Consider the following 18,254-nt stretch of genomic DNA (forward strand, 5'->3'; position numbering starts at 1 on the left):
ACCACTGATGGCTGATCAAGATGAGACAATTTCTGCCGAAGACCAGGCGCTCGCCGATGAATGGGCGGCGGCTCTGGATGAGTCCGGGGATGCCGGGCAGGACGATATCGACGCGCTGTTGGCCGCCGATACGCGCGGCAGTTCGAGTTCCTCCCGCCTGCCGATGGAAGAGTTCGGCAGTTCGCCCAAATCGGGTAACGGCCCGGTCACGCTCGAGGGCCCGAACCTCGATGTGATCCTGGATATCCCGGTGACCATTTCCATGGAGGTTGGGGCGACCGATATCAGCATCCGCAATTTGCTGCAGCTCAACCAGGGCTCGGTGATCGAGCTCGACCGTCTGGCCGGCGAAGCGTTGGACGTGCTGGTCAACGGCACCTTGATCGCCCACGGCGAAGTGGTGGTGGTCAACGAGAAGTTCGGCATTCGCCTGACCGACGTGATCAGTCCCAGCGAACGCATCAAGAAGCTGCGGTGATGGGCCGGTTCCTGTGGGCCTTGCTGCTCTTGCCCGTGGTCGCCCTGGCAGCGCCGGAAGTGGCCCCTGCTGCGGCGCCGGGAGGCACTGGCCTGGCCGGTCAGTTGACCCAGACCGTGCTGGGGCTGCTGGCGGTGGTGGCCTTGATCTTCGCCCTGGCGTGGCTGATGCGGCGCGTGCAGCAGGCAGCGCCGCGCCAGGGCCAGGTCATCGACGTGATTGGCGCCAAGGCGCTGGGGCCACGTGATCGGCTGGTGCTGGTGCAGGTGGGCGAGGAGCAGATCCTGCTGGGTGTCAGCCCGGGGCGCATCAGCGCGCTGCACGTGATGAGCACGCCGGTGCAGCCACCCGACCGAACCACCCAGGCCCCACCCGAATTCGCCCAGCGCCTGATGGAACTGCTGGGCAAGGACCAGAAGGATAAGAAGTGATGGGTGTGTTGCGCACTGTCCTGCCGCTGGGCCTGCTGTTGGTGGCGCCCCTGGCCATGGCCGCCGATCCGCTGCAGATTCCGGCATTGACCATGACCAGCGGTGCCAACGGCCAGCAGGAGTATTCGGTCAATCTGCAGATCCTGTTGATAATGACGGCGCTGAGTTTCATTCCGGCGTTCGTCATGTTGATGACCAGCTTCACACGTATCATCATCGTGTTTTCCATCCTGCGCCAGGCACTGGGTCTGCAACAGACGCCGTCCAACCAGCTGTTGACCGGCATGGCGCTGTTTCTGACCATGTTCATCATGGCGCCGGTGTTCGACAAGGTGAACCAGCAGGCCCTGCAACCCTATCTGAGTGAACAGCTCAGCGCCCAGGATGCCGTGGCACGTGCCGAGGGCCCGATCAAGGACTTCATGCTGGCTCAGACCCGGCAGAGCGACCTGGAGCTGTTCATGCGGCTGTCCAAGCGCACCGACATCGCCAGCGCCGACCAGGCGCCGCTGACCATCCTGGTGCCGGCGTTCGTCACCTCCGAGCTGAAAACGGCGTTCCAGATCGGCTTCATGATCTTCATTCCGTTCCTGATCATCGACCTGGTGGTCGCCAGTGTGCTGATGGCCATGGGTATGATGATGCTGTCGCCGCTGATCATCTCGCTGCCGTTCAAGATCATGCTGTTCGTGCTGGTCGATGGCTGGGCGCTGATCATCGGAACCCTGGCCGGGAGTTTCGGTGGTGTATGACTTTGCCTTTCACAGGAGCGTGAATCCATGACCCCGGAAGTCGCCGTCGACCTGTTCCGCGAAGCGCTGTGGCTGACCACCGTGATGGTCGCGATCCTGGTTTTGCCGAGCCTGATCGTCGGCCTGATCATCGCCATGTTCCAGGCCGCCACGCAGATCAACGAACAGACCCTGAGCTTCCTCCCGCGCCTGCTGGTCATGCTGGTGACGCTGATCGTCATCGGGCCATGGATGGTGCGCACCTTCATGGAGTACATCACTACCCTGTACTCCAATATTCCGCAGGTGATCGGCTGATGCAGCCGCTGCTGCAATTGACCGATGCGCAGATCGGCGGCTGGGTGGCCAGCTTCATCCTGCCGCTGTTCCGCGTGGCCTCGATGCTGATGACCATGCCGATCTTCGGCACCCAGGTACTGCCGCAGCGCGTGCGCCTGTACGTGGCCGTGGCCATTACCGTGGTCATCGTGCCGGGATTGCCGCCGGCGCCCACGGTGGATGCGATCAGCGGCCAGGCGCTGCTGCTGGTGGCCGAACAGATCATCATCGGCGCGCTGTTCGGTTTTTCACTGCAGTTCCTGTTCCAGGCCTTTACCGTTGCCGGGCAGATTCTCGCGATCCAGATGGGCATGGCCTTCGCGTCCATGGTCGACCCCACCAACGGCGTGTCCGTGGCCGTGATCGGCCAGTTCTTCAGCATGCTGGTGACCCTGGTGTTCCTGTCGATGAACGGCCATCTGGTGGTGTTCGAGGTGCTCACCGAGAGCTTCACCACGCTGCCCATCGGCGGCGGCCTGCTGACCGCGCACTACTGGGACGTGGTGCTGCGCATGGGCTGGGTGCTGGGCGCCGGGGTGTTGCTGGTGCTGCCTGCCATCACAGCCTTGCTGGTGGTCAACATTGCCTTCGGCGTGATGACCCGCGCGGCGCCTCAACTGAACATCTTTTCCATCGGTTTCCCGCTGACCCTGGTGCTGGGGATGTTCATCCTGTGGGTCAGCCTGGGCGACATTCTCAACCAGTATCAGCCGCTGGCGGCCAACGCCTTGCAGTGGCTGCGCGAATTGGCGCGAGCGGAGTAGGCAATGGCCGAAAGCGAAAGCGGTGCGGACAAGACAGAAGACCCCACGGACAAGCGCAAGAAGGATTCGCGCGAGAAGGGCGAGATCGCCCGTTCCAAGGAGCTCAACACGCTGGCAGTGATGGTCGCCGGGTGCGGCGCGCTGCTGGCGTTCGGCGGCCATCTGGCGCAAAGCCTGCTGGAACTGATGCGCAGCAACTTCACCTTGAGCCGCGAGGTGTTGCTCGATGAGCGCTACATGGGCATTTTTCTGCTGCAGTCGGGCAAGGTGGCGATTCTGGCGACCCAGCCGATTCTGCTGACCTTGCTGCTGGCGGCGCTGATCGGCCCGGTCGCACTGGGCGGCTGGTTGTTCGCGGCCAGCTCCATGGCGCCCAAGTTCAGCCGCATGAACCCGGCCGCCGGCCTCAAGCGCATGTTCTCCATGCATGCATTGACCGAATTGCTGAAGGCGCTGGCCAAGTTCGCCATCACCCTGATCGTTGCCATGATGGTGCTGGCCAAAGACCGTACCGACCTGCTTGCGATTGCCAACGAGCCGCTGGAAATGGCGATCATCCACAGCGTGCAGCTGGTCGGCTGGAGCGCCTTGTGGATGTCCTGCGGACTGGCGTTGATTGCCGCCGTGGACGTGCCGTTCCAGCTCTACAGCAGCAAACAGAAGCTGATGATGACCAAGCAGGAGGTCAAGGACGAGCACAAGGACTCCGAAGGCCGGCCCGAGGTGAAGGGGCGGGTACGCCAGTTGCAGCGCGAGATGTCGCAGCGCCGGATGATGACGGCGATTCCCGAAGCGGACGTGATCATCACCAACCCGACTCACTACGCGGTGGCGTTGAAATACGATCCGGAGAAGGGCAATGCGCCGGTATTGCTGGCCAAGGGCTCGGACTTCATTGCCCTGAAGATTCGCGAGATCGGCAACGAGCATCGGATCCAGGTGCTGGAGTCACCGGCCCTGGCGCGTTCGATCTTCTATTCCACCGAGATCGAACAGCAGATTCCTGCGGGGTTGTACCTGGCGGTGGCGCAGGTGCTTGCCTATGTCTACCAGATCCGCCAGTACCAGGCCGGGCGAGGCAAGCGTCCCGACCCGTTGCAGGACCTGCCGATCCCGCCGGATCTACAGCGGGACAGTTAGACCGCGGCGAGCCCCCTGTGGGAGCGGGCTCTGCCCGCGAAGGCCGCGCCCCCGATAGATCGATTTCACTCCATCTCGGCAGCCCTTCAATAATCTTTAACCCCCTCCGGCAAAAGTTGGACCCCTTCTTGCACTACCCCTTGGCAAGACGCCTGGCGCGTCAAAAGTTCGCTTGGGGAAGTGGGGAATGTCGGTGGATCGCTCTCAATTAATCAACACCGCTCGCAGCAATATCGTCGGCCTTGGCCGCGGCAACCTTGGCGTGCCGCTGCTGTTGCTGGTGATGCTGGCGATGATGATGCTGCCGATCCCGGCACTGCTGCTGGACGTGTTCTTCACCTTCAACATCGCCTTGTCCATCGTCGTGCTGCTGGTGTGCGTGTACGCGCTGCGTCCGCTGGACTTCGCCGTGTTCCCGACCATCCTGCTGGTGGCCACGCTGCTGCGCCTTGCGCTCAACGTGGCGTCGACGCGGGTGATCATGCTGCACGGCCAGGAAGGCCATGCCGCCGCAGGTAAAGTGGTCCAGGCATTCGGTGAGGTGGTGATCGGCGGTAACTACATCGTCGGTATCGTGGTGTTCGCCATCCTCATGATCATCAACTTCGTGGTGGTCACCAAGGGTGCCGGGCGCATCTCCGAAGTGAGCGCGCGGTTCACCCTGGATGCCATGCCCGGCAAGCAGATGGCCATCGACGCCGACCTCAACGCCGGCCTCATCGATCAGAACCAGGCCAAGGCGCGTCGTACCGAAGTGGCCGCCGAAGCCGAGTTCTACGGCTCGATGGACGGTGCCAGCAAATTCGTCCGTGGCGACGCCATCGCCGGTCTGCTGATCCTGTTCATCAACCTGATCGGCGGCATGCTGGTGGGCATGCTGCAACACAACATGCCATTCGCCGAGGCAGGCAAGGTGTACGCCCTGTTGACCATCGGTGACGGCCTGGTCGCTCAGTTGCCATCGCTGTTGCTGTCCACCGCGGCAGCCATCATGGTGACCCGTGCTTCGGGCTCCGAGGAGATGGGCAAGCAGATCCAGCGGCAGATGTTCGCTTCGCCCAAGGCACTGGCCGTCTCCGGCGCGCTGATGGTGATCATGGGCATGGTGCCCGGAATGCCGCACATGGCCTTTATCACCCTAGGTGCCATCGCCGGTGGTGGTGCCTACCTTTTGTGGAAAAAACAGAACGACGTCAAGGTCCAGGCCCAGGCCGAAGTGCAGCGTCAACAGGAGCTGCTGCCATCACCGACGCGTACCCAGGAAACCAAGGAACTGGGCTGGGATGACGTGACGCCCATCGACATGATCGGCCTGGAAGTTGGCTACCGTTTGATCCCGCTGGTGGACCGCAACCAGGGCGGCCAGCTGCTGGCGCGGATCAAGGGCGTACGCAAGAAGCTGTCCCAGGACCTGGGCTTCCTGATGCCTACCGTGCATATTCGCGACAACCTCGACCTGGCGCCCAGCGCCTATCGTTTGACGCTCATGGGGGTGATCCTCGCCGAAGCCGAGATCTACCCGGATCGCGAGCTGGCAATCAACCCCGGTCAGGTGTTCGGCTCGTTGAACGGCATCACCGCCAAGGATCCGGCGTTTGGTCTGGACGCGGTCTGGATCGACGTCAACCTGCGCAGCCAGGCGCAGTCGCTGGGCTACACGGTGGTCGATGCCAGTACGGTAGTGGCCACGCACTTGAACCAGATTCTGCAGAAGCATGCCCATGAGCTGATCGGCCACGAAGAAGTGCAACAATTGCTGCAAGTTCTGGCAAAAGGCTCGCCCAAGCTGGCCGAAGAGCTGGTTCCGGGCATCCTTTCGCTGTCTTCGCTGCTCAAGGTCCTGCAGGCCCTGCTGGCAGAGCAGGTACCCGTACGCGACATCCGCAGCATCGCAGAAGCCATCGCCAACAACGGGCATCGGAGTCAAGATACCGCCGCGCTGGTTCAGGCCGTCAGGGTCGGTTTGTCCCGCGCCATCGTGCAAAGCATTGTAGGCATTGAGTCGGAGCTGCCTGTCATCACGCTGGAACCAAGGTTGGAACAGATATTGCTAAATAGTCTTCAGAAGGCTGGTCAGGGTCAGGAAGAAGGCGTTTTGCTGGAACCGAGCATGGCGGAGAAACTGCAGAGATCCCTGATCGATGCGGCGCAACGGCAGGAGATGCAGGGCCAACCGGTGATACTGCTGGTGGCCGGTCCGGTCCGCGCGATGCTGTCACGCTTCGGTCGCCTGGCGATCCCCAACCTTCATGTACTGGCCTATCAGGAAATCCCTGATAACAAGCAAGTCACCATCGTTGCGACAGTAGGGCCCAACGGCTGAGGTAGTGGGTTATGCAAGTGAAGCGATTTTTCGCCGCCGACATGCGTCAGGCCATGAAATTGGTCCGCGATGAGCTGGGCGCCGACGCTGCCATCATTGGCAACCGTCGCATCGCCGGCGGCGTCGAGCTGACCGCAGCGCTGGACTACAAGCTGTCGGCCCTGGCGCCGCGCGTGCCCAACCTCGAGTTGGAAGAAGAGCTGCGCAAGACCCAATCGCGCATCGTTTCGGCCCAGGCCGAGCTGAGCACACGTGGCGAGAGCGATGCGGCCACCAACCGCCAGCTGGTTGCCGGCCTGCCGTTGACCGCCGCCGAGCCGCTGGTCGAGCCGCGTCGCGAAGAGCCACCGCGTGTGCAGGCGGCCCCGGCGCCACAGCCTGCCGTCGACCAACGTCTTTTCGATTCCATGCGTTCCGAACTCAACGGTTTGCGCCAACTGCTGGAAGTGCAGCTGGGCTCCCTGGCCTGGACCCAGCTGCAAGGCAGCAAGCCGGCGCAGGCGAATCTGTGGCGTCGTTTGCAGCGCATCGGCTTGTCCGGCCCGATCGCTCGCGAGCTGCTCAGCCTGACCAGTGAAATCAACGAACCTCGGCAGGCATGGCGGATGCTGCTGGCGCACTTGGCGCGTATGATCCGTACACCGGAAGTGGAACCGCTCGAAGAAGGTGGCGTGATCGCCATGGTCGGCCCGGCTGGCATGGGCAAGACCACCACTCTGGCCAAGCTGGCGGCCCGCTATGTGCTCAAGTACGGTTCCCAGAGCGTGGCGCTGGTGAGCATGGACAGCTTTCGCATCGGTGCCCAGGAACAACTCAAGACCCTGGGCCGCATTCTCAATGTATCGGTGACTCAGGTCGATCCGGGCCAGTCATTGGTACAGGCCCTGGAACCCCTGCTGCGCAAGCGCGTGGTATTGATCGACACTGCTGGCCTGCAAGCCAGCGATCCGGCCCTGCGCATGCAGCTCGAAAGCCTGGCCGGACGCGGGATCAATGCGCGCAACTACCTCGTGCTGGCTACTACCAGCCAGAAGCAGGTGCTCAGCGCGGCGTACCATAGCTACAAGCGTTGCGGTCTGGCCGGGTGCATCCTGACCAAACTGGATGAAACGGCCTGTCTCGGCGAAGTGCTGAGCCTGGCCATCACTCAGGAACTGCCGATTGCCTATCTTACCGATGGGCCGCGCATTCCCGATGACTTGCATTTGCCGCGCCGGCACCAGTTGGTCAGCCGCGCAGTGAGCGTGCAAATGCAAGAAGAGCCCAGCGAAGAGGCCATGGCCGATATGTTCGCGGGTCTCTACCACAGCCCCGACAAGCGAGTTGGCTGAGGTGAAGAACGTTATGCAAGCACACTCTTCCTGCATCGTAGGGTTGCCAGGAAACACTCGAGCAATCGAACTGGCAGCCACTCGTGTGGCCTCGGTCTAGACAAGGTAAAGAACGAACATGGGCAGCATGCATCCCGTACAGGTGATCGCGGTGACCGGCGGCAAAGGTGGCGTCGGCAAGACTAATGTGTCAGTGAACTTGTCCCTGGCGTTGGCCGAGCTCGGCCGCCGGGTCATGTTGCTGGACGCCGACCTTGGCCTGGCCAACGTCGACGTGTTGCTGGGCCTGACCCCCAAGCGCACCCTGGCCGATGTGATCGAAGGTCGCTGCGAACTGCGCGACGTGATGTTGCAGGGCCCCGGCGGCATCCGTGTCGTGCCGGCAGCCTCGGGTACCCAGAGCATGGTGCAGTTGAGCCCGGCCCAGCATGCCGGCCTGATCCAGGCCTTCAGCGATGTGGGCGACAACCTCGACGTACTGATCATCGACACCGCCGCCGGTATCGGCGAATCGGTAGTGAGCTTTGTCCGCGCCGCCCAGGAAGTCCTGCTGGTGGTATGCGACGAGCCCACCTCGATCACCGATGCCTACGCCTTGATCAAGCTGCTCAACCGCGATTACGGCATGAACCGCTTCCGGGTCCTGGCCAACATGGCGCAGAGCCCCCAGGAAGGGCGCAATCTGTTCGCCAAGCTGACCAAGGTGACCGATCGCTTCCTCGACGTTGCCCTGCAGTACGTCGGCGCCGTGCCCTACGATGAGTCGGTGCGCAAGGCCGTGCAGAAGCAGCGCGCCGTGTACGAGGCGTTCCCCCGTTCCAAATGCTCGCTGGCCTTCAAGGCGATCGCGCAGAAAGTAGACACCTGGCCTTTGCCGGCCAACCCCCGTGGCCACCTGGAGTTCTTCGTCGAACGCCTGGTCCAGCAAACCAGCGCAGGGCCCGTATCATGAGTGCCAGCGGATACCGTATGTACAGCAAGGCGTCGCGCGACTCGCAGCAGCATCAGCTGATCGAGCAATACGCGCCGCTGGTCAAGCGTATCGCCTATCACCTGCTGGCGCGTCTGCCAGCCAGCGTGCAGGTGGAAGACCTGATCCAGGCCGGCATGATCGGTCTGCTGGAGGTCTCGACCAAGTACGACTCGAGCAAAGGGGCCAGTTTCGAGACCTACGCCGGTATTCGTATCCGCGGCGCCATGCTCGACGAAGTGCGCAAGGGCGACTGGGCGCCGCGTTCGGTGCACCGCAATACCCGCATGGTCAGTGATGCCATTCGCCGAATCGAGTCGAAAACCGGTCGCGACGCTAAAGATCACGAGATCGCTGCCGAACTTAGTCTGAGTCTGGATGATTACTACGGGATCCTGAACGATACCCTGGGCAGCCGCTTGTTCAGTTTCGACGATCTGCTGCAGGACGGTGAGCACGAGGGCCTGCACGAAGACGGCGCCAGCGGTTCGCTGGAGCCCTCGCGGGATCTCGAGGACGAACGCTTTCAAGGCGCGCTGGCCGAGGCCATCGCCAACCTGCCCGAGCGCGAGAAGCTGGTCCTGTCGTTGTATTACGACGAAGAGCTGAACCTCAAGGAAATCGGCGAGGTACTGGGTGTCAGCGAATCGCGGGTAAGCCAGTTGCACAGCCAGTGCGCGGCGCGACTTCGCGGGCGCCTGGGGGAATGGCGGGCACGCTGAAGGAACGGCAAGACCGGTGCGGGCTTTGTCGCGGGCAGAGCCCGCTCCCACACAGGTCGAGACCGCCGTGAAGAGGCCCGCTGACATAGCGCGGGTAGGGGATCTGCAGCGGCAAGTGGCTCAGGCGAATTCGATTGTTATGCACGTCCAGGGGCTGGGCGTGTTCAAGACTGCTGGAGGTCTAATTGGACAAGAACATGAAAATCCTCATCGTCGACGATTTCTCGACGATGCGGCGCATCATCAAGAACCTGCTGCGTGACCTGGGCTTCACCAACACCGCCGAGGCCGATGATGGCAACACCGCCTTGCCGATGTTGCACAGCGGCAACTTCGATTTTCTCGTCACCGACTGGAACATGCCTGGCATGTCCGGCATCGACCTGCTGCGCCAGGTGCGCGCCGACGATCGCCTCAAGCACCTGCCGGTGCTGATGGTCACCGCCGAGGCCAAGCGCGAGCAGATCATCGAAGCCGCCCAGGCCGGGGTCAACGGGTATGTGGTCAAGCCTTTCACTGCGCAAGTGCTGAAAGAAAAAATCGAAAAGATTTTCGAGCGCGTCAATAGCTGAAGTCTGCAATGGGGGCGCAATGGACCACAAACAAAGCACGTTGGGGGACTTCGAGTCGACCCTGAAAAAACACGCCGTGGAGCTGGTCGACAGCCTTGAAAAAGGCCGTTTCGGCGACGCGGTGCAATTGATCCACGAACTGAACCAGACCCGCGATCGCGGCCTGTATCAGGAAGTGGGCAAGCTTACGCGCGAGCTGCACAGCGCAATCGTCAGTTTCCAGATCGATCCGAACATCCCCCAGGCCGAAGAGGTTTCGCAGATCACCGATGCGACCGAACGTCTGTCGTATGTGGTACGCCTGACCGAAAACGCGGCCAACCGCACCATGGATCTGGTCGAGCAGAGCACCCCGGTGCTCAATACGCTGAGTGCCGAAGCCAGTGCCTTGAGCGCCGACTGGCAGCGCTTCATGCGCCGCGAAGTGGCCGCCGACGAGTTCCGCGAACTGGCGCGCCGGGTCGACAGCTTCCTGACCCGCAGCGAGCAGGGCAATCGCGAAGTCGCCAGCCACCTCAACGACATCGTGCTGGCCCAGGATTATCAGGACCTCACCGGCCAGGTCATCAAGCGTGTCACCGCGCTGGTCACCGAAGTGGAGAGCAACCTGCTCAAACTGGTCCTGATGGCCAGCCAGGTCGATCGCTTCGCCGGCATCCAGCATGATCACGAACAGCTCCGCGCCGAAAAAGATCAAGAAAAACATCCCGCCAAGGGTGAAGGTCCGCAGATCCATGCCGATAAACGTGAAGACGTCGTATCCGGTCAGGACGATGTCGACGATCTGCTGTCCAGTCTGGGCTTCTAGGCCACCGCCTGCGCCTGACTGTGTTGACCGTTAATCACGTATTCCAGGGAGCATCCACATGAGCTTCGGCGCCGACGAAGAAATCCTTCAGGATTTCCTGGTAGAGGCCGGCGAAATTCTCGAGCAACTGTCCGAACAACTGGTCGAGCTGGAAAGCCGTCCCGATGATGCCGACTTGCTCAATGCAATTTTTCGCGGTTTTCACACTGTAAAAGGCGGCGCCGGCTTCCTCCAGCTCAACGAGCTGGTGGAGTGCTGCCATATCGCCGAGAACGTCTTCGACATCTTGCGCAAAGGTGAGCGCCGGGTCGACGCCGAACTCATGGATGTCGTTCTCGAAGCGCTGGACGCGGTCAACGGCATGTTCACCGAGGTGCGTGAACGCTCCCCGGTCACGCCGGCCAGCCCCCAGTTGCTCGATGCCCTGGCGCGCCTGGCCGAACCGGCTGCGGCGGTCGTTGCGCCGTCCGTGGCGGTGCCCGTTGCGGCGCCCGCCTCGACGCCGGGCGAAGACATCACCGACAGCGAGTTCGAGCAATTGCTCGATTCCTTAAGCGCGGCCAAAGCGCAGGCCGCCGCGCCCACCGCGTCCGCTGCTGCACAGCACGGCGCGGCCAGCGACGATATCACCGACGACGAATTCGAGTCGCTGCTCGACCAACTGCACGGCAAGGGTCAGTTCGCGGTCGATGCGCTGGCGCCGGCTGCGGCATCGCCAGCCGCTTCGGCGCAGGCTGCCGTGGGTGCGTCTGGCGACGAGATCACCGACGACGAGTTCGAGGCGCTGCTCGACCAGTTGCATGGCAAGGGTACGTTCACTGCCGATGCGGTCACGCCACCGCCTGCGCAGGCTCAGGCTCAGGCTCCCACGAGCGACCAGATCACCGACGACGAGTTCGAATCACTGCTCGACCAACTGCATGGCAAGGGCAAGTTCAGCGATGTCGCCAGCCTGCCCGAGACGCAGCCTGCTCCGGCCGCGCCCGCGCCGGTGGCGGCACCGCGCAAGGTCGAGCCAGCCCCTGCACGTGCACCGGTGGCCGAGAAACCGGTCGCCAGCGAAGCCGAGACGACCGTACGGGTCGATACCGCGCGCCTGGACGAAATCATGAACATGGTCGGCGAGCTGGTGCTGGTGCGTAACCGCCTGGTGCGCCTGGGCGCCAACAGCAGCGACGAAGCCATGTCCAAGGCAGTCTCGAACCTCGACGTGGTGACGGCCGACCTGCAGACGGCCGTCATGAAGACGCGCATGCAGCCGATCAAGAAGGTCTTCGGGCGTTTCCCGCGGCTGGTCCGCGACCTGGCCCGGCAGTTGAAGAAGGAAATCAACCTGGAACTGGTCGGTGAAGAAACCGACCTGGACAAGAATCTCGTCGAGGCCCTGGCCGACCCGTTGGTGCACTTGGTGCGCAACGCCGTCGACCACGGCATCGAGACGCCGGAAGAGCGCGAACGCAATGGCAAGGCGCGCGGTGGGCGCGTGGTGTTGTCGGCGGAGCAGGAAGGCGACCATATCCTGTTGTCGATCAGCGATGACGGCAAGGGCATGGACCCTGCGGTCCTGCGCGCCAAGGCCGTGGAAAAGGGCCTGATGGACCGCGACGCCGCCGACCGCCTCAGCGAGTCCGACTGCTACAACCTGATTTTCGCACCGGGTTTTTCCACCAAGACGGAAATCTCCGACGTGTCGGGCCGCGGCGTCGGCATGGACGTGGTCAAGACCAAGATCAGCCAGCTGAATGGCTCGATCAACATCTACTCGGCCAAGGACCAGGGCTCGAAGATCGTCATCAAGGTGCCGCTGACCCTGGCAATCATGCCGACGCTGATGGTGATGCTGGGCAACCAGGCGTTCGCCTTCCCGCTGGTCAACGTCAACGAGATCTTCCACCTGGACCTCTCGCGTACCAACGTCGTCGATGGCCAGGAAGTGGTCATCGTGCGCGACAAGGCGCTGCCGTTGTTCTACCTCAAGCGCTGGCTGGTCAAGTCGGCGGCCCACGAGGAGCAGGGCGAGGGCCACGTGGTCATCCTGTCGGTCGGCACCCAACGCATCGGTTTCGTGGTCGACCAGTTGGTCGGGCAGGAAGAAGTGGTGATCAAGCCGCTGGGCAAGATGCTGCAGGGCACGCCCGGCATGTCCGGCGCGACCATCACCGGTGACGGCCGAATCGCCTTGATCCTCGATGTACCGAGCATGCTCAAGCGCTACGCCGCACGGCGTATCTGATCGTAGTGGAGTGTTTATGGCAGTCAAGGTCCTGGTGGTGGATGATTCCGGTTTTTTCCGCCGCCGCGTCTCGGAAATTCTTTCGTCGGACCCCACCATCCAGGTGGTCGGGACCGCTACCAATGGCCGCGAAGCGATTGACCAGGCTCTGGCGCTCAAACCCGATGTGATCACCATGGACTACGAGATGCCGATGATGGACGGCATCACTGCCGTGCGTCATATCATGCAGCGCTGTCCCACCCCGGTCCTGATGTTTTCCTCCCTCACCCACGAGGGCGCGCGGGTAACCCTCGACGCCCTCGACGCGGGGGCGGTGGATTACCTGCCGAAGAATTTCGAAGACATTTCTCGCAACCCCGAGAAGGTCAAGCAGATGCTCTGCGAGAAGATCCACACACTCTCGCGCAGCAACCGCCGGCTGGGTGCGCACATGGCCACGCCCGCTCCGGCGCTCGCGGCCGCTGCCTCTCCAGCCGCCCTGACACCGTCGCGGCCCGTGCCGACGCGTACGCCAGCACCGGTGACGCCGGTGCGGGCGCCGGCGCCGACCGCCAGCAGTGCGACGCCGCGGCGCAAGCCTTACAAACTGGTGGCCATCGGTACTTCCACCGGAGGGCCGGTGGCGCTTCAGCGTGTACTGACCCAGCTGCCGGCCCATTTTCCAACGCCGATTGTGTTGGTCCAGCACATGCCTGCGGCCTTCACTCGCGCCTTCGCCGAGCGTCTCGACAAGCTCTGCCGGATCACCGTCAAGGAAGCCGAGGATGGCGACGTGCTGCGTCCCGGGCTGGCGTTACTGGCACCCGGCGGCAAGCAGATGATGATCGACGGCCGCGGCGCGGTGAAGATTCTGCCCGGTGACGAGCGCCTGAACTACAAGCCCTGCGTGGACATCACCTTCGGTTCGGCGGCCAAGTCCTACGGCGACAAGGTGCTGGCGGTGGTACTCACTGGTATGGGCGCCGACGGTCGAGAGGGCGCGCGCCTGCTCAAGCAGGGCGGCAGTCACATCTGGGCCCAGGACGAAGCAAGCTGCGTGATCTACGGCATGCCCATGGCCATTGTCAAGGCTGGCCTGGCCGACGCCATCTACAGCCTCGACGACATTGGCCGGCACCTGGTCGAGGCGTGCGGCTGATGGATGTACTCAGCCTGATCGGGATCATCCTCGCGTTCGTTGCCATCATCGGTGGCAATTTTCTCGAGGGTGGCCACCTGTCGGCGCTGCTCAATGGTCCTGCCGCGCTGATCGTGGTCGGTGGCACGCTGGCGGCGGCGCTGATCCAGTCACCCATGAGCGCTTTCAAGCGCGCACTGCACAATGTGCGCTGGATTCTCTTTCCGCCCAGGATCGACATGGCCGGCGGTATCGATCGTGTGGTGAACTGGAGCCTGGTCTCGCGCAAGGAAGGCTTGCTCGGGCTGGAAGCCAGTGCCGAAGCCGAGCCCGACGACTACGCGCGAAAGGGGCTGCAACTGCTGGTCGATGGCGCCGAGGCCGCGGCCATCCGCAGCGTGCTCGAAGTCGATCTGTACAACCGTGAAACCCGTGATTTGCAGGCAGCCAAGGTGTTCGAAAGCATGGGTGGCTATGCGCCCACCATCGGCATCATCGGTGCGGTGATGGGCTTGATCCACGTCATGGGCAACCTGGCCGACCCCAGCCAGCTGGGCAACGGCATCGCGGTGGCGTTCGTGGCGACCATCTACGGTGTAGCCAGCGCCAACCTGCTTTTGCTGCCGGTGGCGTACAAGCTCAAGGCGCTCGCTCAGCGTCAGGCGGCCTATCGGGAAATGCTGCTCGAAGGGCTGCTGTCCATCGCCGAAGGTGAGAACCCACGCTCGATCGAAATGAAGCTGCAAGGCTACCTCGACTAGGAGAGCATGGCATGGCCCGTCGTCGTCGCCTCGAAGAGCCGGAAAACCATGAGCGCTGGCTGGTGTCCTACGCCGATTTCATCACCTTGCTGTTCGCTTTCTTCGTGGTGATGTATTCGATCTCGTCGGTCAACGAAGGCAAGTACAAGGTCTTGTCGCAGGCGCTGGTGGGGGTGTTCAGCGACCCGGACCGCAGCGTCAGGCCCATCCCGATCGGCGAGGAGCGACCCTTGACCACCCGTCCTGTGCAGCCGCTGGTCACCGACAGCGAGCAATCGGAAGCGGCCATCGGCGAGGCGGTCGACCCATTGCAGACCATTGCCGACAATGTCCGTCAGGCGTTCGGCGACCTGATTGCCTCGGATCAACTGACCGTGCGCGGCAACGAGCTGTGGATCGAGATCGAACTCAAGTCCAGCCTGCTGTTCGGCAGTGGCGATGCCATGCCCAGCGACATGGCGTTCGCCATCGTCGACAAGGTGGCGGGCATTCTCAAGCCCTTCGACAATCCGGTTCATGTCGAGGGTTTCACCGACAACCTGCCCATCAGCACTGCGCAGTTCCCGACCAACTGGGAGCTGTCGACCGCTCGGGCAGCGAGCATTGTGCGCATGATGGCCATGGAAGGCATCGACCCGCGGCGCATGGCGGCGGTCGGTTATGGTGAGTTCCAGCCGGTGGCCGACAACGCCAGCGCCGATGGAAGAGGGCGCAACCGTCGGGTGGTGCTGGTCATTTCGCGCAACCTTGACGTGCGTCGCAGCATCACCAGTTCTGGCAGCGCCAACGCCCAGCCGGATGCAGCATTGCGCCGGGCTGGCACACAAACTGCAAAGACGCCCTTAACCGTGCCGTCCGCGCCTGGGTCTGTCAAAAGTCCGCCGCCCGGCCCATAACCCGAAAGCTTCACTATCTCGGTAGTGCGCCGTTTACCGAGGGGAAATTATCACCATGAGAGTCTGGGCAGTAGCCAATCAAAAAGGCGGGGTAGGCAAGACCACGACTTCGATCGCCTTGGCCGGTTTGCTCGCCGAGGCGGGCAAGCGCGTGGTCATGGTCGATCTCGATCCGCATGGCTCGATGACCAGTTATTTCGGGCACAACCCCGATGAACTGGCGCACAGCTGTTACGACCTGTTCCTGCACAAGGGCGCCGTGCCGCCAGGCCTGGCTCATCAACTGCTGCTGCCGACCGGCGAGGTCAACGTCTCGTTGCTGCCTTCGAGCACCACACTGGCGACGCTGGAGCGCCAGCAACCTGGGCAGAGCGGCCTGGGCCTGGTGATTGCCAAGACCCTGGCGCAACTGTGGCAGGATTTCGACTACGCCGTGATCGACAGCCCGCCGCTGCTGGGCGTGCTCATGGTCAATGCATTGGCGGCGAGCCAGCAACTGGTGATCCCGGTACAGACCGAGCACCTGGCAGTCAAAGGCCTGGAGCGCATGGTCAGCACCCTGACCATGATCAACCGTTCGCGCCGCCAGGCCCTGCCATACAGCATCGTTCCGACGTTGTTCGACCGTCGTACCCAGGCGTCGCTGAGCACCCTGCGCACCTTGCGCGACGATTACCCGCAGCACATATGGCCGGGTTACATCCCGGTCGACACGCGTCTGCGCGACGCCAGCCGGGCCGGACAGACACCCTCGCGCTTCGACGGCAAGAGCCGGGCCGTGGTCGCCTACCGGGCCTTGCTCAAGCATTTGCTGGCCCAACAACTCGTCGCGCAGGTAGCCTGATGAACCGTCCCGTCGATATTGCCCAACGGCCCCAGGTGGCCTTGCAGTCCTACCTGGACGGCCTGTTGCATGAAGCCACCGAGGCGTTCGAAGCGCTGGATCTCGACGCCGGCCTGGACAGACTCGACGAGTTCCAGGCAGCCGTGCTCGAGGAACAGGTGCGCGATGCTGCAAGCCTGCAGCCGGTACCAGTGCCAGTGCCGGTGCCAGTGCTTTCGCCGCCGGTGCAGGGGCAGGTGCCCACGCCCATTGCCGACTTAATCCCGTCGGCCGAGTCGGCGCTGGTCGCACCGGTGGTCGATGTCCATCTGCCGTCGGCAAGTCTGCAGCCGCTCTCGGTAACCGTAGATGGCCGCCCCAGCTGGGCCGCCGAGCCGTTCGAGTGCCTACTGTTCGACGTTGCCGGGCTGACCCTGGCCGTGCCGCTGGTGTGCCTGGGTTCGATCTATGCATTGGCTGGCCAGACCCTGACGCCATTGTTCGGCCAGCCCGACTGGTTTCTCGGCATCCTGCCCAGCAACAGTGGCAACCTGAAAGTGCTCGACACCGCGCGCTGGGTGATGCCCGATCGCTACCGCGACGATTTCCGCCAGGGGTTGCAGTACGTGATTTCGGTGCAGGGCTACGAGTGGGGTCTGGCCGTGCACCAGGTCAGCCGCTCGCTGCGCCTGGACCCCAACGAGATCAAGTGGCGCAGTCAGCGCGGCCAGCGGCCATGGCTGGCGGGAACCGTCATCGAACACATGTGCGCGCTGCTGGACGTCGCCGAACTGGCCGAGCTGATCGCCAGTGGCGGCGCACGCCATCTGCGTCCAGTCGCCTCGGCGCCAGGCAAGCCTGCCGCCACCACCGCTATCGTCAAGAATTGAATGAACACGCCGCCGTCATGGCATTTGAGGGGTTAGTAGCATGAAGAAGTCGTCCGCCCAAGGTTCCGAAGATCCGATCCTGCAGTGGGTCACCTTCCGTCTGGACAATGAAACCTACGGCATCAATGTGATGCAGGTGCAGGAAGTGTTGCGCTACACCGAAATCGCACCGGTGCCGGGTGCGCCCAGCTACGTGCTGGGTATCATCAACCTGCGCGGTAACGTGGTCACGGTGATCGATACGCGTCAGCGCTTCGGTCTGGATTCCAGCGATGTCAGCGACAATACGCGCATCGTCATCATCGAGGCCGACAAGCAGGTGGTAGGGATTCTGGTCGACAGCGTGGCCGAGGTGGTCTACCTGCGCCAGTCCGAAGTCGAAACGGCGCCCAACGTCGGTAACGACGAGTCGGCCAAGTTCATTCAGGGCGTGTGCAACAAGAATGGCGAACTGCTGATTCTTGTCGAGCTGGACAAGATGATGTCCGAAGAAGAGTGGTCCGAGCTGGAGAATATCTGATTGATCTTCGAGGTTGCAGTCGTCCTGCTGGCGGTGCTGTGGGTTGGAACGGTCTCGCTGTTCCTGTCCTACCAGAAAAGCCAGCGCCTGCTGGCTGCTGAACAGGCGGCAGGCGATGCGCTGCGCGATCAGCGGCTGCGCGAGCTGACCAAGCGCCTGGACGATTACCAGAATCTCAACGTGCGCCTGGGCGAAGCACTGCACGAGTTGCGCGCGGTGGTTGGGCCATTGCCGGAGAAGCTGGCCCAGCTCGAGCAACGCGACCCCGGCAGCCTGTCGTTTGCCCAGGCGGGCAAGCTGGTGGCCATGGGCGCGTCGGTGGATGAGCTGACCCAGGCCTGCGGCCTCACCCAGGCCGAGGCCGAGCTGATGAGCAAACTGCACCGCGGCTGATCGCCTAGT

At 62.9% G+C, this 18,254-nt stretch carries 20 protein-coding genes; all 20 read left to right on the plus strand.

Going from position 1 to position 18,254, the window contains the following annotated elements; translation table 11 throughout:
* Positions 1 to 7: 7 nt before the first annotated feature.
* The 20 genes from fliN (at position 8) to IFT75_RS03525 (ending at position 18,245) form a co-directional block, all read left to right on the plus strand.
* The gene (fliN, locus tag IFT75_RS03430; protein ID WP_122475901.1) at positions 8 to 478 is read left to right on the plus strand and encodes a flagellar motor switch protein FliN; all 471 of its coding nucleotides are present in this window, start codon (positions 8 to 10) and stop codon (positions 476 to 478) included.
* On the plus strand, positions 478 to 909 hold the full coding sequence (gene fliO / locus IFT75_RS03435) for a flagellar biosynthetic protein FliO (protein WP_192053340.1): 432 nt from the start codon (positions 478 to 480) through the stop codon (positions 907 to 909). The genes fliN and fliO overlap by 1 nt, the downstream gene beginning before the upstream one ends.
* Positions 909 to 1,661 (plus strand): flagellar type III secretion system pore protein FliP, encoded by a 753-nt coding sequence (fliP, locus tag IFT75_RS03440; protein WP_122475897.1) that lies wholly within the window; start codon positions 909 to 911, stop codon positions 1,659 to 1,661. Before fliO ends, fliP begins: the two co-directional genes overlap by 1 nt.
* A gap of 27 nt (positions 1,662 to 1,688) precedes the next feature.
* Positions 1,689 to 1,958 carry a flagellar biosynthesis protein FliQ gene (gene fliQ, locus IFT75_RS03445; RefSeq protein ID WP_043186065.1) on the plus strand — a complete coding sequence of 90 codons (270 nt, stop codon included), beginning with the start codon at positions 1,689 to 1,691 and terminating at the stop codon, positions 1,956 to 1,958.
* Positions 1,958 to 2,743: a flagellar biosynthetic protein FliR gene (gene fliR / locus IFT75_RS03450; RefSeq protein ID WP_122475893.1), complete on the plus strand. Its 786-nt coding sequence runs from the start codon at positions 1,958 to 1,960 to the stop codon at positions 2,741 to 2,743. The genes fliQ and fliR overlap by 1 nt, the downstream gene beginning before the upstream one ends.
* Positions 2,744 to 2,746: 3 nt before the next feature.
* On the plus strand, positions 2,747 to 3,883 hold the full coding sequence (gene flhB, locus IFT75_RS03455; RefSeq protein ID WP_122713695.1) for a flagellar biosynthesis protein FlhB: 1,137 nt from the start codon (positions 2,747 to 2,749) through the stop codon (positions 3,881 to 3,883).
* Between the two features lie 193 nt (positions 3,884 to 4,076).
* On the plus strand, positions 4,077 to 6,206 hold the full coding sequence (flhA, locus tag IFT75_RS03460; RefSeq protein WP_122476754.1) for a flagellar biosynthesis protein FlhA: 2,130 nt from the start codon (positions 4,077 to 4,079) through the stop codon (positions 6,204 to 6,206).
* Between the two features lie 11 nt (positions 6,207 to 6,217).
* Positions 6,218 to 7,537 carry a flagellar biosynthesis protein FlhF gene (flhF, locus tag IFT75_RS03465; protein ID WP_192053342.1) on the plus strand — a complete coding sequence of 440 codons (1,320 nt, stop codon included), beginning with the start codon at positions 6,218 to 6,220 and terminating at the stop codon, positions 7,535 to 7,537.
* Positions 7,538 to 7,655: 118 nt separating this feature from the next.
* The gene (fleN, locus tag IFT75_RS03470) at positions 7,656 to 8,489 is read left to right on the plus strand and encodes a flagellar synthesis regulator FleN (protein ID WP_122475888.1); all 834 of its coding nucleotides are present in this window, start codon (positions 7,656 to 7,658) and stop codon (positions 8,487 to 8,489) included.
* Positions 8,483 to 9,229: an RNA polymerase sigma factor FliA gene (gene fliA, locus IFT75_RS03475; protein ID WP_240998692.1), complete on the plus strand. Its 747-nt coding sequence runs from the start codon at positions 8,483 to 8,485 to the stop codon at positions 9,227 to 9,229. The genes fleN and fliA overlap by 7 nt, the downstream gene beginning before the upstream one ends.
* Before the next feature lie 197 nt (positions 9,230 to 9,426).
* Positions 9,427 to 9,801 (plus strand): chemotaxis response regulator CheY, encoded by a 375-nt coding sequence (locus IFT75_RS03480; protein ID WP_090362272.1) that lies wholly within the window; start codon positions 9,427 to 9,429, stop codon positions 9,799 to 9,801.
* 19 nt (positions 9,802 to 9,820) lie between these two features.
* Positions 9,821 to 10,609: a protein phosphatase CheZ gene (locus IFT75_RS03485; protein WP_185794514.1), complete on the plus strand. Its 789-nt coding sequence runs from the start codon at positions 9,821 to 9,823 to the stop codon at positions 10,607 to 10,609.
* A 58-nt stretch (positions 10,610 to 10,667) separates the two neighbouring features.
* Positions 10,668 to 12,842 (plus strand): chemotaxis protein CheA, encoded by a 2,175-nt coding sequence (locus tag IFT75_RS03490; RefSeq protein ID WP_192053344.1) that lies wholly within the window; start codon positions 10,668 to 10,670, stop codon positions 12,840 to 12,842.
* A 16-nt stretch (positions 12,843 to 12,858) separates the two neighbouring features.
* Positions 12,859 to 13,983: a protein-glutamate methylesterase/protein-glutamine glutaminase gene (locus IFT75_RS03495; RefSeq protein ID WP_192053346.1), complete on the plus strand. Its 1,125-nt coding sequence runs from the start codon at positions 12,859 to 12,861 to the stop codon at positions 13,981 to 13,983.
* Positions 13,983 to 14,723 (plus strand): flagellar motor protein, encoded by a 741-nt coding sequence (locus IFT75_RS03500; RefSeq protein ID WP_192053348.1) that lies wholly within the window; start codon positions 13,983 to 13,985, stop codon positions 14,721 to 14,723. The genes IFT75_RS03495 and IFT75_RS03500 overlap by 1 nt, the downstream gene beginning before the upstream one ends.
* 11 nt (positions 14,724 to 14,734) lie before the next feature.
* On the plus strand, positions 14,735 to 15,619 hold the full coding sequence (gene motD, locus IFT75_RS03505) for a flagellar motor protein MotD (protein ID WP_185794517.1): 885 nt from the start codon (positions 14,735 to 14,737) through the stop codon (positions 15,617 to 15,619).
* A 55-nt stretch (positions 15,620 to 15,674) separates the two neighbouring features.
* The gene (locus IFT75_RS03510; RefSeq protein WP_192053350.1) at positions 15,675 to 16,463 is read left to right on the plus strand and encodes a ParA family protein; all 789 of its coding nucleotides are present in this window, start codon (positions 15,675 to 15,677) and stop codon (positions 16,461 to 16,463) included.
* Positions 16,463 to 17,332 carry a CheW domain-containing protein gene (locus IFT75_RS03515; protein ID WP_192053352.1) on the plus strand — a complete coding sequence of 290 codons (870 nt, stop codon included), beginning with the start codon at positions 16,463 to 16,465 and terminating at the stop codon, positions 17,330 to 17,332. Before IFT75_RS03510 ends, IFT75_RS03515 begins: the two co-directional genes overlap by 1 nt.
* A gap of 40 nt (positions 17,333 to 17,372) precedes the next feature.
* Positions 17,373 to 17,852, plus strand: a complete 480-nt coding sequence (locus IFT75_RS03520; RefSeq protein WP_043186096.1) for a chemotaxis protein CheW — start codon at positions 17,373 to 17,375, stop codon at positions 17,850 to 17,852.
* Complete coding sequence (locus IFT75_RS03525; RefSeq protein ID WP_049858773.1) at positions 17,853 to 18,245, plus strand: DUF2802 domain-containing protein; 393 nt, start codon at positions 17,853 to 17,855, stop codon at positions 18,243 to 18,245.
* Positions 18,246 to 18,254 lie beyond the last annotated feature (9 nt).

The organism is Pseudomonas sp. CFBP 8758 (assembly GCF_014841725.1).
In the GTDB taxonomy this organism is placed as follows: domain Bacteria; phylum Pseudomonadota; class Gammaproteobacteria; order Pseudomonadales; family Pseudomonadaceae; genus Aquipseudomonas; species Aquipseudomonas baltica.

Coding starts and splice junctions, on each gene's coding strand:
- fliN (WP_122475901.1), top strand. CDS start 8: ATGGCTGATCAAGATGAGACAATTTCTGCCGAAGACCAGGCGCTCGCC.
- fliO (WP_192053340.1), top strand. CDS start 478: ATGGGCCGGTTCCTGTGGGCCTTGCTGCTCTTGCCCGTGGTCGCCCTG.
- fliP (WP_122475897.1), top strand. CDS start 909: ATGGGTGTGTTGCGCACTGTCCTGCCGCTGGGCCTGCTGTTGGTGGCG.
- fliQ (WP_043186065.1), top strand. CDS start 1,689: ATGACCCCGGAAGTCGCCGTCGACCTGTTCCGCGAAGCGCTGTGGCTG.
- fliR (WP_122475893.1), top strand. CDS start 1,958: ATGCAGCCGCTGCTGCAATTGACCGATGCGCAGATCGGCGGCTGGGTG.
- flhB (WP_122713695.1), top strand. CDS start 2,747: ATGGCCGAAAGCGAAAGCGGTGCGGACAAGACAGAAGACCCCACGGAC.
- flhF (WP_192053342.1), top strand. CDS start 6,218: ATGCAAGTGAAGCGATTTTTCGCCGCCGACATGCGTCAGGCCATGAAA.
- fleN (WP_122475888.1), top strand. CDS start 7,656: ATGGGCAGCATGCATCCCGTACAGGTGATCGCGGTGACCGGCGGCAAA.
- IFT75_RS03480 (WP_090362272.1), top strand. CDS start 9,427: ATGAAAATCCTCATCGTCGACGATTTCTCGACGATGCGGCGCATCATC.
- IFT75_RS03485 (WP_185794514.1), top strand. CDS start 9,821: ATGGACCACAAACAAAGCACGTTGGGGGACTTCGAGTCGACCCTGAAA.
- IFT75_RS03490 (WP_192053344.1), top strand. CDS start 10,668: ATGAGCTTCGGCGCCGACGAAGAAATCCTTCAGGATTTCCTGGTAGAG.
- IFT75_RS03495 (WP_192053346.1), top strand. CDS start 12,859: ATGGCAGTCAAGGTCCTGGTGGTGGATGATTCCGGTTTTTTCCGCCGC.
- IFT75_RS03500 (WP_192053348.1), top strand. CDS start 13,983: ATGGATGTACTCAGCCTGATCGGGATCATCCTCGCGTTCGTTGCCATC.
- motD (WP_185794517.1), top strand. CDS start 14,735: ATGGCCCGTCGTCGTCGCCTCGAAGAGCCGGAAAACCATGAGCGCTGG.
- IFT75_RS03510 (WP_192053350.1), top strand. CDS start 15,675: ATGAGAGTCTGGGCAGTAGCCAATCAAAAAGGCGGGGTAGGCAAGACC.
- IFT75_RS03515 (WP_192053352.1), top strand. CDS start 16,463: ATGAACCGTCCCGTCGATATTGCCCAACGGCCCCAGGTGGCCTTGCAG.
- IFT75_RS03520 (WP_043186096.1), top strand. CDS start 17,373: ATGAAGAAGTCGTCCGCCCAAGGTTCCGAAGATCCGATCCTGCAGTGG.